This window comes from candidate division WOR-3 bacterium (genome assembly GCA_026418155.1).
In the GTDB taxonomy this organism is placed as follows: domain Bacteria; phylum Hydrothermota; class Tepidihabitantia; order Tepidihabitantales; family CAIPLT01; genus JAOABV01.
This window is the reverse complement of record JAOABV010000039.1, coordinates 1-14,821: the sequence shown is the minus strand read 5'-3', so window position 1 is coordinate 14,821 and position 14,821 is coordinate 1. Positions and strand designations below refer to the sequence as shown.

Genomic DNA, 14,821 nt, shown 5'->3' with positions numbered 1-14,821 from the left:
AAGCCCAAAAGTTCCAAGGTTCAAAGGTTTAAGGTGTAAAAGGGTGTTTTGGAGAAAACTTTTAGGTTATTTTATTAAACTGAATAATTTCAAAAAGGATGATAAGTTCCAAGGTTCAAGGTTTAAGAAACAAAAGCGGGTCGGACCTGCTGTAAAAGTTTAAAAGTAGTGAGGCTTATAAGTTCAAAGTAGAAAAATACAAAGGGACAAGTTTGGGTATTTAGTTTGCTACAGTCACAAAATTATATCCCAAATTGAAGTGGTTGACTTTTTTTAAGTTATGCTTTCCTGATTAATGGACAAATAACCTAAAAATTATGAACTGGCAGTACCTTCAGTAATTATAATGGCTAAATTTGGTTTTTCCGACACTTTTGATAACAAAGTGATTGTTTAATATAGCATTTCTTTGTGCGAAAAAGCGTTTTTTAATAACAAGACCTTTTTACAATCTCTTGATAATCAATTCAGCCACTCTTTTGCCTGATAGGAACATACCACCAAAGATTGGACCCATTCTTGGCGCACCAAAAACCGCATTGGCTGCCATTCCGCAAACATAGAGATTATGATAGGCTTCTTTGGTGTTATTGATAATAAGTTCTTCGGCAACTTCTGCCCACATTGATTTTTCACCAAGAAATGTGCCATTCTTGGTGAATAGTTTTGGTCCAATTTTCTTTTCGACAATTTTAACGACTTCAGCTGGATGGCCCGTGGCATCAATGACAAATTTACTTTCTACAGTTAAAGGGTCAACATGAAGATTTGCCATTTCAACCGCAGACCAGTTAATAACAACTCCAGTAATCTTTTCTTTCCGAATCATCACATCTTCAACTGAGATTAAATTATAAATCTTTGCGCCTTTTTTGATGGATAAAGACATTAGTTGACCCAGTGCTTCTAAGGCAGATGCTATAAAGTAATTATCTTCATATTCCTTGACTGATATGTTTAACTCTTTCATTATGGGTAAAGAAGTTTTTTGAACGACGATTTTATTAAACATCATTCCACCACCAGCAATTCCACCACCAGGCCTTAGAGTTCGCTCAAAGACGACAGTTTTAACATTTGCCTTGGCTAAATAATAGGCCGCAGTAAGTCCAGATGGACCTGCACCCGCAATCACAACATCGCACTTAAGATTATCAATTAATTCTTTATAATAGGTTTCAATAATTGCTCTGGAAATCGTAATTTCATTCAGTTTCATAGGATAAATGATAATTGATTAGCACTATTTGTCAAGATTGAAAAGTTCAACCTAAAATCATTAGACAAAAGTCACACAAATAAAAACTTATTTAATGAAAACAGACTTGACGATAATTCTTTTTGCAATTATAGTTCAATTAATGAAAAAGAATAATTCATTTAAGAGTAATCAAGATTATATTTGGGTTGTTAGTCGTTCCCAAGAACAGAACGAGAATATTGCCTGCTTAGCCCAGGAATTAAAATTACCCAAATTTATTGTGTCAATTCTCTATGACCGTGGATATGAGACTTATCAGCAAATTTACGATTTCTTAAATCCCTCACTAGCTAATCTTCATCAGCCCAAATTACTCACAGATATGGAAAAAGCTGTATCTCGAATTATTCAATGTATCGAAAAGAAACAGCCAATACTAATTTATGGTGATTATGATGTTGACGGTGTTTCAGGCAGTGCATTGTTATTAAGGGTATTGCGTTTGTTGGGCGCACAAGTCTCTTTTTATATTCCGCATCGTCAAAAAGAAGGTTATGGACTGTCTGATACTGGTGTGCTTTACGCCAAGTCTTATGGTTTTAATCTCATTATTACTGTGGATTGTGGCACAACTGATTTTTCTGAGATTGAAATGGCATCAAAAATGGGAATTGATGTAATCGTTTGTGACCATCACGAACCAAAAGAAGTTTTGCCCAAGGCTTATGCCATCATTAATCCCAAACGACACGATTCCATCTATCCATTCCGAGAATTAGCCGGTGTCGGGGTTGCGTTTAAGTTAGCCTGGGCTTTATTAGCAAGCCTAAATCAGCCCAAAGAATATTTAGTGGAACATTTGGATTTAGTCGCCTTAGGAACAATCGCGGACATTGTGCCGTTAATTGATGAAAATAGAGTTTTGGCTAAATTTGGCTTAAAGCAGATTGTCAAAAGCAAGAAAGTCGGATTGCAAGCATTATTAAAAGTTGCCGGTCTATCTAAAAGGGAAATCACACCTTATGATGTTGGCTTTATTCTTGCGCCCCGAATCAATGCTTCGGGTAGAATTTCCTGTGCAGAAAAAGCAGTTCGGCTCCTTATTACTGATGAGCAGAAAGAAGCCGAACTTATTGCTCACGAATTAAATCAAGAGAATGCTCAAAGACAAAATATGGAAATGGAAATCCTTAATAGCGCAATTGAAATAATTGAACAGAAAAATATAGCAGAAAATAGAGTTATGGTCTTAGCCAATGAGGCTTGGCACGAAGGTGTAGTGGGAATTGGTGCTTCACGATTGGTCGATAGATATTTTCGACCAACAATTCTTTTAACCATTAAAGAAGACCGGGCTAAAGGTTCAGGTCGGAGTATTCCTGGGTTTAATCTCTATCAAGCACTCAAATCTTGTCAAGATTCACTATTGAGTTTCGGCGGTCATAAATATGCTTGTGGTGTGCTTTTAGCCAAAGATAAGATTGATGAGTTTGCGGAAAAAATACAAATTTACGCTCAAGAAAATTTACCCGATGAATTTTTACAAAGAAAACTTTATATTGATGGACTGATTTCTTTGCATGAAATAACTCCAGAATTACTTAAAATAATCCAAAAGTTTGAGCCATTTGGTCAAGAAAATCCCTGCCCTGTTTTTATGACATCAGGCTTAGAAGTCGTCGGTTACCCTCGCGTCGTTGGTCAGGAACATCTTAAGTTTAGTGTTAGAGAGAATAAAGATAAAGTATTGGAAGCCATCGCTTTTGGCCGAAGCGATGTGATATTAAAACTGCAAAAAGGAAAAGAGAATCATCTTGATATTGTCTATACTTTTGATGAACATTGTTTTGCCGGTAAGACTAAAATTCAATTGGTGATTAAAGATATGAAGATACATTAATAATATTGGTGCGATAACTCAAACAACATTTTGAGAAATAAGAAATACGACCGTGAATAAAGATACCTTAGATAAGGTTTGGCGATTTGAAGAAAATAATAATCTAAAATTCTTTAGGCTTGTATTCGAAAAACCAGAATTAGAAAATCTATTATGTCTCTTCTTTACCCGTCAATCATCTTCTAATTATCTTAATTTGGGGATTAACCGAATCGTGACGCTTTACCAAACTCATTCAGATGTTATTTGGTATGTTAACCAAGATTTTGCCGATAGCCCAGCGTTGCTTGGCGATGGTTTGTTTACTGACCAGATAAATACTTTTATTGGCGTTAAAGTTGCTGATTGTTTGCCAATCTATTTTTTTAGTCCTGAGAAAAAGATTATAGGAATTGTGCATAGCGGATGGAGAGGAACCTTAAAAGAAATCGGCCCGAAAATGGCTAAAACTCTCTTAGTGAGATTTAATCTGCAACCCGAACAGATATATTATGCATTTGGTCCATCAATAGGTGTTTGTTGTTATGAGATCGGACCAGAGGTTGCAACCCTTTTTGATGAGTTTTGTCAAAAAAGAAATATCTCCAATTCAATAGTTCATCGCGATAACAAAGTATATTTAGACCTAAAACAAGTGAATCATACATTACTTAGACAATTAGGACTTATCTCAATAGCAGACATTGGGATGTGTAGTTATTGTCAAAAAGATTTATTCTATTCGGCAAGAAGAGAGAAAAATGCAGGTCGCAATTTAGCATTGATTGGATATAGAAAATAGATATACTTAAAAAAGTATTTTCTTAATGTCCGAACTAAATTAATCGTTAATCTAAGCCTTATCCGAAAATTAGTTTAAGTTGTAAGAAAAATAAGGAAAATTTTTAGATTAAAATATTTTATTCCATTTATAACCCTTACGAATGTTGTAGTAAAAAAGGAATATTATATTTTTTCTGACCATTTACCGCAGCGGTCACCATAACGGTCAATGATTTTATCTTGCCGATAGGTTTCAATGACTTCGCAATTATTGGGACAATCTTTACATTCAAATGCCTTAGTTTCAAATTTTATTTCTGCAATTTCAAAACCAGCAAAGTTAGTAGATTTATTATGCCGATTGATATGTTCTCGAGCAAGGATTGCTGAACCAATTGCGCCCATTACTAAAAAATTTTCTGGGATAATCACTTCTTTGTCTAATGCTCGTTCAAATGCTTGTTTTACACCAATATTGGCGGCAACACCACCTTGAAAGAGTATAGGTGGAAGTATCTCTTTACCTTTACCAACAGTGTTTAGATAATTACGGACAATCGCATCACAAAGACCTCGGACGATGTCTTCAGTGGCAACACCTAATTGGGCTTTATGCACCATATCACTTTCCGCAAAGACCGTGCACCGGCCGGCAATTGTAACATTATTTTTTGATTTTAAGGCTAATTTTCCGAATTCCTCAATTGGAATTCCGAGACGAATTGCTTGATGCTCTAAAAACGAGCCCGTTCCAGCAGCACAGACAGTATTCATTGCAAAATCAACCGGAATGCCGTTTCTTAAAATGATGATTTTAGAATCCTGGCCACCAATTTCAATAATTGTTCTGACATCAGGATAAAAATAAGTGCCAGCAATTGCATGGGCAATTATTTCATTTTTTACCACATCAGCGCCAAGCATCACACCAGCAAGACGGCGAGCAGAACCAGTTGTGCCAACACCCAAAATTTTTGTATTATTGCATTGCGATTGTAATTCTTTTAACAATTCTTTTATTGCTTCAACAGGCCTACCTCTGGTCTTAAGATAGGCATTGGCAATAATATCACCGTTTTTAGAAAATACTACACCCTTCGTTGATATCGAGCCAACATCGACACCTAAGTATGCTTCAATCATTTTCCCTTTGATTTTACAGATACTGATTTATGTTTTAGTAAATCAACAAATGCTTCAATTCTTGTCAAAAGACCAGTCTTAGAAGTATGTTCATCAAAAGAAAGAGAAAGTATTGGGACTGAATAGTCTTCACTCATTTTTTGCAAAACTTCCAAAGCAATATTCTCTGGCATACAAGTAAATGGAAAGATATGAATGATTCCAGAAACGCCTTGTCTGATAAAAGCCCGCGCCTCACCAACAGTATTTATGGCTTCACCACCAGGAGAATCTTTTAAGTATCTATAAGCCAAATATCTATATTTTAACCACTGCCAGTCAATATAAAGGAGATGTTTTAAGTGACGGTATAAACTTCTTTTACTTAAGACATAAATACCCAGCTTACTTAATTCTTTTTCTATTTCGTGATTGGCAAAATTCTCCAGCATTAGATAGATTTCACCGACTAAACCAACTCTAATGGTATTTGGAGGTAGTAGTTTAGTAAAACCGAACATTGATTTTATTTGTTTGTGAGCATTTCGAATTTGCATAAGAGTTTTGGCTTCGCTAATTATCTTTAAACCTTTTTTTTCTAATTCAAGAGTTTGGGAATAATCTAATATTCGTCCTTTCCGAACTAAATTACGAAATTCTTCAATTAATTTGCTATGTTGAATGAGTAGATAGAGTGAATGGATAACTCGTTTTGGTGAGATGGAAAAAATCTTCGGCATCTTCTGAAAGACAAAATCTAATGGCGTGTATTGACTAATAGCATAGAATTTGAAACCATTCCCAAGTTGTTTTAGAATCTTTTCTTGTAGATAATGGTAATAGCCGAATCGGCATTTGCGTGCACCAGCAGCCATAAAGAGCGTATCAGCACCTAATTCAAGAGATTCAATGAAATTACCTAAAGTAATCTTAAATGGTAAACATATCAATTCTGGAGAATATTTTGTGCCTAAAGATATTGTTCGGTCTGTAAGCGGCGGAGGCACAATAACTTCAGCGCCCAAATTTTCTAAGAATCCCTTAAGCGCTAATGTATCATATCCTAAATGAGGAAATGATGCCTTCATATTCTAATTAGCGCTTAAAAGTTTATTGTTAGTTTTTAGTTTCTGAATAACAATTTCGGAAAAAGCCTCAATCCGCGTGATTAAGCCAGTTTTAGAAGTATGTTCATCAATGACAAGTTTGAGAAAAGGAACATTTTTGATTTGTGCCTCAGAAGACATTATTTCACAAATAAGTGAATCTGGTCCACAGCCAAATGAGATGATATTGCAAATTCCAGCAACCTTATCTAAATAAAACTTAAAAGCATTATACAGTTCTCTTTCATAAACCCAACGGATATTTTGGGCAAATCCTCGGGAAGCACTTAAAATATTTTCCGGTAAATCTTCTTTCGTAACAATTGCAAAGCCATAAGATTCAAAGGTTGAAAGTATGTCCTTAACAATAAATTCATCACCTGTATTATAAAAATGACTTAAAAGGAGAATCTGAGATTTACAAAGTTGACTATTTTCTGTTTTTGGTTGATTATGCTTAAGATAGGGGAGAGCACTTTTTAATGCCTGTTTAGTTTGAAAAGGATTTTTAGTCAGAGTAAGGCCAGTTAAAAAATGAGAAATAATAAAATTATCTTTAATTGTGGGCGATAGTATTTGACAAGATTTGCCAACTTGCATTCGGACAATATCAACGATGCCAATCATTTTGGGACAAGCGTATAGACCTTGATTCAGTCTGATAAACCTTGGTAGAAAGACAGCATCAACTTGATTTTTTAATATCTCAATATGGCCACAAACTATTTTGATGGGCAGACAAACTTCGCTGGAGACCTTTACTAATCCTTTTTCTAAAATTTGCTTATTAGTTTTCGGCGAGACCACTATCTTAATGCCTAAACTTTGAAAAAGTTGTTCCCAGAACTTTCCATAGCGATAATAGAATAGTGCTCTTGGAATCCCTATCGTCATTATACTTAATTTTATACTCTATCTCCGATATGTCAATAGTGATTAACCTTACATTCATCTTGTGCTTAATAACTCCACAGACTATTTATAGAAGATAACATTATTTGAATCACAATGTACTGATTTTATAAATCCTCAGAAAACAAAATCATATTGGGCTACTTATATTTCTGAAATTATTTTTGGTTTATTTGTTAACTTTCCTGAGATTCAATTTTTTATGATAATTGCAAAATTGTTACCGGTTAGGTTTTTTACGACGGTTTATAAGAGGAGTAGTCAGGATGAAAACTTTAGCCAGGAATTGCACGAATAAATCGAGTAAAAGTATATTTTTATTAGTAAAACTTTTCGATTATTCATTCAAAAAAGTTTGTAGACATCAACCAAATATAAAAAATGCCATCAAGTAATTTCGATAAATAAATTCGAAAGGAGATTAAAGTTGAAAACTATAATTATTTTATAATATGAAGTTATACTAAAACAAGTTTTGTAAATAATTTCTTGACACTGATAAAATTTGTCTTTACTATAAAACAATTATGAAATCAGAAAAAAGAGATAAAGTACAAATGAAACAATCGTCGAAGATAAAACTCCCGGCATTTTTATATTGTCTAATGATTATTATATTGTTGCTTTTAATCTATTACTATGATTTGTTGGCACAGAAAAGATTTCTCTGGGACGATGTGCTTTATCAATGGTATCCATTTCTCTCATTCGCTAAAGACTGCTTGAAATCATTCAAACTTCCAGTCTGGAATCCTTATGTCTTTTCCGGTGTTCCATACTTAAACGACCTTAGTATTTTAACCTTTTACCCAATTAACTGGTTCTTTCTTTTTTTAAACGGTTCAGCACCACTCCAGTTTATTCAAATCGAACTAATGATGATATTTCATCTTTTGTTAGCAGGCTGTTTTGTCTATCTTTTCTTAAAAGAAATGAAAGTTGATTGGCAGGGCAGGATTTTCGGTGCTATCATAATGACTTTTTCAGGCTATGTAAGTCTTCGGGCAATCCAAATCAGTCCAGTAAGTATCTTTGCTTGGAGTTTTTTACTATTTTATTTCTTTGTTAGAATCTTAACTAAGGAAAATTTCTCTGATGCATTTTTGGGAGGGATTTTTTTGGGTATTGCAATTTTAGCCAGTCATCCACAATTTATTCTATATTTCATTTATGCCTTAGTTATTTATTATATTTATCATACTATTGTTTTTGAACGAAATAACCTAAAAAAGTATTTACCATTATCCTTAGCAAAAATTATCATCTTCTTTTTAGTTGGCATAGGCATTGCGATGATTCAGTATTACCCTTCTTTGAAATATGTGCCTTATACGCTACGGGAAAAAATGACCTATGAGCAAACAACTGACGGTTCGTTATTGCCGAAACAATTATTATGTATCTTCTTGCCCAAATTTTTCGGCAGTGTTACGGGTGGCGGAACTGATTCGGTTCCTTTTTGGGCAAATCAATATGGCCACTATTATTGGGAAAGTGGTATCTATTTAGGTGTTTTGCCATTGGTACTTGCGGTCTTCGCAATATTTTACTCACCGCGAAAAGTAAAATATATTTTTTTAATCATTGCAGTCTTGGCACTACTTTTTGCAATGGGCAGATATTTTCCGCTCTATAAATTTTTCTGGCACATTATCCCAGGTCTTAAACGATTTCGTTTCCCGGTTCGATTCTTAAGTGTTTATACAATAAGTTTGGGCGTTTTAGCAGTATTTGGTTTAGAATATTTTCTTTCGATTAATGAAAATGTTCGTTATCAGATTAAAAGATTTAGTAAATATTTATTAATCGCATTAGGCATTACTGCTTTTTGTTATTTGCTATTTATCAGTGGTGTTTTTAAGGATACAAGTCGATTTTTTAGCCGTTCCGAGATTTACGCTAATAGTCAAAAACAATTAGGAATATTTTTCGTTTATCTTTTGTTTACTTGGCTATTATTTCTCTTTCGGAGTCAAGTTAAAACTAAAACATCATTATTGATTGGTTTGATTGGACTTATCAGTTTTATTGATTTGTATCAGTTTGGGAATAAGTTTAGTAAAGGTTTTGTTTCGCCATCTGAATACTATCCCTATTCCCGTTTAATTGCCAATCTGCAACAAGAAAGACAAAAAGAAATTTTTCGCATTAGAACCCGAGAGGATGGTTATATGATTCTGAAACGAAATGAAGGGTGTCTTTGGAAACTTGAGGCATTAGAAGGCTATACTTCCTTAAATTTAGAAAGATACTATAATTTTAAGTTACCGGTTTCGCGTTGGACTGAGCTCCTTAATGCTAAGTACCTTATCAAAGTTGATACTAATACTAACCGAATGGGTTTAGACTTAAACCCTAAATATCTTTCTCGTGCATTCTTTTGTTCCGATTATCGAGTAATAAAAGATGATAATGAAATTCTCAATTTACTAGCAAATGATAGTTTTGATGTTAGCCAAATTGTTGTTTTAGAGGAAGAACCTAAAGATAAATTATCAGGTCAAAAGGCTAATGCCCAAGTTTCCATTCAGCAGTTAGATATTGATTATATCAAAGTATTAGTTCATACGGACCAACCAGGATTTTTAGTATTATCTGAAATATATTATCCTGAATGGAAAGCCTGCATTGATAAAAAGGTAACAAAAATTTATCGCGCTGATTTTTGTTTAAGAGCAGTATATGTTCCTCAAGGCGAACATATTGTCGAGTTTTACTACGATAAACATAATATTAAAGTTGGTGGTTTTATAACACTTATAACTCTGATCATCTCTTTGGTAATGATATTAAGCATTCGTTCAGTCACACGAAAAGAATAATTCTTTTCCTAAGAGGATATTGTCTGCAAGGAGATAAGAGAACTTTGAAAAAAATGCCTCCAAACTTGGAAAAGATTGAGAATATTCTACTCTTTTTCTCTATGGTAATATTTGATTTATTCAGAGGTTTCAGATAAAATCAATCGTTAAGATTCTTCCCCTTTTGAGTACTTAATGTTTTGATAAAGAGATACAAATAATTTACAAAAGAAGCAAAGATTAAGATTGCCACAACGATTAATAATGTATTTCTTATTACAAAAGAATGACTAAAATCTAAGAGATAACTTACCATTAAAATTGCAAAAAAGAAGCCAGTAATTTTTCCAATGATATTTGAGGAGAAAATTTGATTTTTCTTTTGAATAATCAGTGAAGCACCAATTACAATTAACAAATCGCGGATGATTACTGCGCCTGCAATCCAGACAGGTAATTCTTTGACGACAACAAGGGTAACTAAAATTACTCCAACCCAAATTTTATCAACCAAATGGTCTAAAATCTTACCTAAATTAGTAACTTGATTTGTGCGACGCGCGATATAACCATCTAAAGCATCGGTTAACCAAGAGATTGACATCAGTACTAATCCAGCAATTTCTTCTTTTGTCGCAATAAAGAATAAGATTAATGGTAATAAGAATAGTCGCGAGAGACTTAGAAAATTGGGTAAGGTTAATACTTTTCCAAACTCAATGCGGTTTTCGGGTTTGGATTCGTAGTTCGGGCAACTCATTATACACGATTTTTAGAATAAAAATTTGAGGTGAACAATTTTGCATCGTTGCTGAAATCACCAGCGATGCTCTTTTGACTGAAATTAAAGGGATTGAACCGACGATGGTTTGATTCTATCATCAGAACAAGATATTTTGGCACAGCACTATTCACCGCGTTCACTCCATTTCATTTTAGTTCTTAGAATTTGATAATAAGACTTATTTTTGGGTGCAATTAGTCGAATGTAATAATTGGCTTTGGAGAATATAACTTTTTCACCTGTTTTCAATAGGCGTCGCGTTTGGCCATCGAGATTCAAAATTGCCTTGGAGGATTTCGGACCTAATTCCAGAGTAATTGCTTCCGTTGCCGGCACAATTAATGGTCGTCCTGAAAGACTGTGAGGCGAAAGCGGTGTTATCAATATTGCTTCCATTGTCGGAAAAACAATTGGACCACCGGCTGCAAGCGAATAAGCAGTTGAGCCGGTTGGTGTTGCAACAACAACACCATCAGCAACAAGTTTACAGATGAAATTGTGGTTAGTGGATAGCATAACCTCAATTACTCGACAGTCTGGTCCCATATTTACTGCACAGTCGTTGAGCACATAAAAACTTCTTTTATTATGCGTAACTTTTAAGACCATTCGATTTTCTTCTCGATAATTTTTATTTAAATAATCAGTTATTGCGGTTTTCAGTTCATTAGTAGAAAACTCGGTTAGAAAACCTAAACCGCCTAAATTTACGCCCATAATCGGAATTTTCCGATTTCCCACCATGCGGGCGGCACGTAATAATGTTCCGTCGCCACCCAAAGCAATTATCAATTGGGAAGACCGAATTAACTTTGAATCAGATACAGAAAACTTGCTTAACTTTAAGGCTTTAGCCGATACACTTTCGATTAACGGAGTTATCTTATTTTCCATTAAAAAATCAATAAGTTCAGGAATAACTTTTTGGGCTAATGGCTTTTCAGGATTAACAATTAAACCTATTTTCATTATATACTCCAAACAAAGTTATATTAATTTTTAACTTTTAATTTTTGTATGTAATAAATGCATATCTTATAAGTCCTTGATTATCAGTTTCAAACTTTACCGAGACTTTCATTGCCTTAATCAGTTCAACTTGCCGAGGGTCAATTTCTAATGATAATAATCCCTTAGGCGATAAGTAATGAGGAGCATTATCAATGATTCGCCTGATAGTTTCAAATCCATCTTTACCACCATTTAATGCTATTAGTGGTTCATAATTTTTTACACATAAAGGCAGTGTTTCAATTTCGTCTTCAGAGACATAGGGAGGATTAGAAATTATTAAATCTACCTTTCCTTTGAGACTAATATAATTAGGGAACAAATCGCATCGGCAAAATACGATACGATTACGCAAGTGATATTTATCAATATTGTTTCTTGCGACATCTAAAGCGTCCTGCGAAATGTCAGTTGCTATAATTTTGGCTTGGGGAAACAAATGGGCTAAAGCAATTGCAATTGCCCCAGAACCTGTGCCAATATCAATTATTAATTGAGGGTTGTTGACTTTTTGGGCAGTCTTTACAACTAACTCTTCGGTTTCAAATCTTGGTATCAAAACTCTCGGGTCAACATATAATTCATAAGATAAGAAGTATGCTTTGTTAACAAGATATTGAACCGGCATTTCAGGTTGGTATTGTCTTAATAAATTATAAAATTGAGAAATAATCTGATTGTCTTGTATAGGTTGAGTAGTAAAAATTTCATAACGCGGTTTATTTAATAAGGCTTGGACAAAATATTCAGCGTCACTGGAATTAGTAAAATGTTTTTGTGCTTGTTTGAGTAATTCTTGATAAGTAACAGTCATTTTGTTAATTGTAATTGTTTAGTAATTTCGGCTTCTTCTAAGGGATGAACAATATAATCAAGTTCGCCATCAAGAATTTCTGGTAAATTATGGACGGACAATCCGATTCGGTGGTCAGTGACACGGTTTTGCGGATAGTTATAAGTGCGGATTTTTTCCGAACGGTCACCGCTACCAATTTGACTTCGGCGTTGAGCCCCTAATTTCTTTTCCTCTTCGGCTTTTTTTAACTCAAGAACCCGGGCACGTAAAATTTTCATTGCCCGGTTTTTATTCTTTAACTGGCTTCGTTCGTCCTGACAAGAGACAACTATCCCGGTGGGAATATGAGTAATTCTTACTGCCGAATCAGTAACATTCACATGTTGGCCACCATGTCCTCCTGCTCGGAAGACTTCAATCTTTAGGTCTTGCGGGTCAATCTTAAGTTCAATCTCGGTTGGTTCAGGTAAGACCGCAACAGTGACGGTTGAAGTATGAAGACGTCCAGAGGCTTCGGTTATCGGTACTCTTTGCACTCGGTGGACACCGCTTTCAAACCGAAAATAACGAAATGCATCTTCGCCTTCAACAGAAAAAATAATCTCTTTATAACCTTGTAAATCGCTGGGGCGAGAAGAAAGCACTTCGTAACGGAGGTTTTTCTTTTCGATATATTTTGTATACATTCGGAAGAGTTCGGCGGCAAAAAGGGCGGATTCTTCGCCACCAGCAGCAGCCCGAATTTCGACTATACAAGTGCTTTTCCACGAAGGGTCTTTGGGTACCAAATAGTATAATAAATTATGTCTCAGTTCATCTCGGCGTCTTTCTAATTGCACCAGTTCTTTTTCAGCCATTTCTTTAATTTCTTCGTCACTGCTACTACGGAGTTCTTTAGTATCTTCAATCTCTTTAAGCGTTGCTTTATAGGCTTCAAAAGTTTGAAGGATTGTTTTGATATCTTTATACTCCTTACTTAAAGACTGAGTTTGGTTAGAGTCAGATAAAACTTTGGGGTCAGCCAATAATTGTTCAATTTCCGTATAGCGCTGTTTTAGAGGCACTAATCGTTGTTCCAAATCTTCAACTGACCCGAATATTTCCATTTTTTGATTTTATAATTTTATTTTCTCAATAAAAGTTTGAACTTTGTCAGAAAACAGATTCTTTTCGACTTCAGATGATTTGATGCTTAAAAGGGCTTTAGGTTTGATTTGACAAATTGCTTCTAACTCAGTAAACACTTTACCTATATCATCACTGCCCATTGTGCAGAAGAAAGCAACATTTTTTATATTGCCGAGGTTTTGATTGAGGTAAGTTCTTATAGCCGGAGTTGGCATACCTGCCCAATTGGGCGTGCCAATAATAACTAAGTCATAATCTTTAGGATTATAATTTATTTTCTGGATTGTCGTCATCTTTTTTCGAAAAGCATCATAAGCACTAGACAACCAACCGAAGATGCCTTTACGATTTTTCATATCGATTATTTCTTCACAATCACAATTCAGTAAAGTGCTCAGTGTATGTCCAATAGTTCTGGTTTTACCGGTGCACGAGTAATATACAACTAATATTTTCATAAAAACTCCTATCTGCTGATTAAAAATTATTATCTTTATAGAATAGTTTTACCGTTCATAGGATATTATTTTCAGTTTAGAGTATTATTATAAAGTTAGTATAAAAAATATAGATTCAATGTCAACTAATTTTTACTTTAAAATATCAAGGCTAAATCTACACAAAATATCAAATGCTATTTTAAAAAACTTGTTTCACATAACCATTATAATTAAATCTCATAAATTGTATAGTATCTCTTGGATACAGCATATTTTAAAAGCGTGATAACAAAATATTGAGTATTGTCTCGATTTTCTCTTTAATTTTATTTTATTTATCATTAAATAAAGCCGAAGTAATAGTTAATAGAACCAAAGGAAAGTATGGATGTTCTGTGATAAATTAGAAGTTAAAGTATTTAAATCAGTTAATAAAATAACAATGAACACAAAGATAATACTTCATTAGAAAATTAACCAATTTTTCCATTATGCTTTTTTGCTTATTAACTTGTTTTCTGTGAAGTTTCCGAGCGTATCTTGGCACAAATCTTTTCGTGGTATTTGAATTATTTTAACTTTTATGCTAGGGATTATGCTACTTGATGTGCGGATTAGCATATTCACAATGATTCATTCATAGAGAATTCTAAACAGTCATTAAAGTAAATATTATAACCTAATCTACGGGCGACCCTCTAAGCCGAATATGCGATAAGCCATTATTAAGTGTTTGCCAACACCGACCCAACAAAGGGCTAGGGTAGGGCTAGCCCAGATACAACACCACCAAAGTATAAAATTTCAGGAAGTTTAATAATCTCAAAGACTTAGATGAATTTTGTTTTAGAAATGAGA

General features: G+C 34.2%; 12 protein-coding genes. 3 read left to right on the top strand and 9 right to left on the bottom strand.

Annotation, left to right across the window (positions count from 1 at the left end; all coding sequences use genetic code 11):
- Positions 1-445: 445 nt before the first annotated feature.
- Positions 446-1,219 (bottom strand): sulfide-dependent adenosine diphosphate thiazole synthase, encoded by a 774-nt coding sequence (locus N2201_05420; GenBank protein MCX7785649.1) that lies wholly within the window; start codon positions 1,217-1,219, stop codon positions 446-448.
- 142 nt (positions 1,220-1,361) lie between these two features.
- Here N2201_05420 and recJ point away from each other — a divergent pair, with 142 nt between their 5' ends.
- Both recJ and pgeF read left to right on the top strand, forming a co-directional pair.
- Positions 1,362-3,101 carry a single-stranded-DNA-specific exonuclease RecJ gene (recJ, locus tag N2201_05415; protein MCX7785648.1) on the top strand — a complete coding sequence of 580 codons (1,740 nt, stop codon included), beginning with the start codon at positions 1,362-1,364 and terminating at the stop codon, positions 3,099-3,101.
- Positions 3,102-3,153: 52 nt separating this feature from the next.
- A complete protein-coding gene (gene pgeF, locus N2201_05410; protein MCX7785647.1) occupies positions 3,154-3,882 on the top strand; it encodes a peptidoglycan editing factor PgeF in 729 nt (242 codons plus the stop codon).
- Between the two features lie 164 nt (positions 3,883-4,046).
- Here the strand turns inward: pgeF and N2201_05405 are convergent, their stop codons facing one another.
- The 3 genes from N2201_05405 to N2201_05395 are packed head-to-tail and all read right to left on the bottom strand — an operon-like array spanning position 4,047 to position 6,985.
- Positions 4,047-5,006 carry an acyl-CoA dehydratase activase gene (locus N2201_05405; protein ID MCX7785646.1) on the bottom strand — a complete coding sequence of 320 codons (960 nt, stop codon included), beginning with the start codon at positions 5,004-5,006 and terminating at the stop codon, positions 4,047-4,049.
- Positions 5,003-6,073 carry a hypothetical protein gene (locus N2201_05400; protein ID MCX7785645.1) on the bottom strand — a complete coding sequence of 357 codons (1,071 nt, stop codon included), beginning with the start codon at positions 6,071-6,073 and terminating at the stop codon, positions 5,003-5,005. The genes N2201_05405 and N2201_05400 overlap by 4 nt, the downstream gene beginning before the upstream one ends.
- A 3-nt stretch (positions 6,074-6,076) precedes the next feature.
- Positions 6,077-6,985, bottom strand: coding sequence for an acyl-CoA dehydratase activase-related protein (locus N2201_05395; GenBank protein MCX7785644.1), 909 nt, complete (start codon positions 6,983-6,985; stop codon positions 6,077-6,079).
- A gap of 545 nt (positions 6,986-7,530) precedes the next feature.
- Between N2201_05395 and N2201_05390 the strand changes: the two genes are divergently transcribed.
- On the top strand, positions 7,531-9,825 hold the full coding sequence (locus tag N2201_05390) for a YfhO family protein (protein ID MCX7785643.1): 2,295 nt from the start codon (positions 7,531-7,533) through the stop codon (positions 9,823-9,825).
- Between the two features lie 139 nt (positions 9,826-9,964).
- Here the strand turns inward: N2201_05390 and N2201_05385 are convergent, their stop codons facing one another.
- From N2201_05385 to N2201_05365, 5 genes are all read right to left on the bottom strand, one after another.
- Positions 9,965-10,564, bottom strand: coding sequence for a CDP-alcohol phosphatidyltransferase family protein (locus tag N2201_05385; protein ID MCX7785642.1), 600 nt, complete (start codon positions 10,562-10,564; stop codon positions 9,965-9,967).
- A gap of 147 nt (positions 10,565-10,711) precedes the next feature.
- The gene (locus N2201_05380) at positions 10,712-11,557 is read right to left on the bottom strand and encodes an NAD(+)/NADH kinase (GenBank protein ID MCX7785641.1); all 846 of its coding nucleotides are present in this window, start codon (positions 11,555-11,557) and stop codon (positions 10,712-10,714) included.
- A gap of 37 nt (positions 11,558-11,594) precedes the next feature.
- A complete protein-coding gene (gene prmC / locus N2201_05375) occupies positions 11,595-12,413 on the bottom strand; it encodes a peptide chain release factor N(5)-glutamine methyltransferase (protein MCX7785640.1) in 819 nt (272 codons plus the stop codon).
- The gene (gene prfA, locus N2201_05370) at positions 12,410-13,474 is read right to left on the bottom strand and encodes a peptide chain release factor 1 (protein ID MCX7785639.1); all 1,065 of its coding nucleotides are present in this window, start codon (positions 13,472-13,474) and stop codon (positions 12,410-12,412) included. The genes prmC and prfA overlap by 4 nt, the downstream gene beginning before the upstream one ends.
- Before the next feature lie 36 nt (positions 13,475-13,510).
- Positions 13,511-13,981, bottom strand: coding sequence for a hypothetical protein (locus N2201_05365; protein MCX7785638.1), 471 nt, complete (start codon positions 13,979-13,981; stop codon positions 13,511-13,513).
- Positions 13,982-14,821 lie beyond the last annotated feature (840 nt).

Bases quoted from the DNA above. Each gene is read 5' to 3' on its own strand.
- N2201_05420 (MCX7785649.1), bottom strand. From the start codon at position 1,219: ATGAAACTGAATGAAATTACGATTTCCAGAGCAATTATTGAAACCTAT.
- recJ (MCX7785648.1), top strand. From the start codon at position 1,362: ATGAAAAAGAATAATTCATTTAAGAGTAATCAAGATTATATTTGGGTT.
- N2201_05405 (MCX7785646.1), bottom strand. From the start codon at position 5,006: ATGATTGAAGCATACTTAGGTGTCGATGTTGGCTCGATATCAACGAAG.
- N2201_05400 (MCX7785645.1), bottom strand. From the start codon at position 6,073: ATGAAGGCATCATTTCCTCATTTAGGATATGATACATTAGCGCTTAAG.
- N2201_05395 (MCX7785644.1), bottom strand. From the start codon at position 6,985: ATGACGATAGGGATTCCAAGAGCACTATTCTATTATCGCTATGGAAAG.
- N2201_05390 (MCX7785643.1), top strand. From the start codon at position 7,531: ATGAAATCAGAAAAAAGAGATAAAGTACAAATGAAACAATCGTCGAAG.
- N2201_05385 (MCX7785642.1), bottom strand. From the start codon at position 10,564: ATGAGTTGCCCGAACTACGAATCCAAACCCGAAAACCGCATTGAGTTT.
- N2201_05380 (MCX7785641.1), bottom strand. From the start codon at position 11,557: ATGAAAATAGGTTTAATTGTTAATCCTGAAAAGCCATTAGCCCAAAAA.
- prmC (MCX7785640.1), bottom strand. From the start codon at position 12,413: ATGACTGTTACTTATCAAGAATTACTCAAACAAGCACAAAAACATTTT.
- N2201_05365 (MCX7785638.1), bottom strand. From the start codon at position 13,981: ATGAAAATATTAGTTGTATATTACTCGTGCACCGGTAAAACCAGAACT.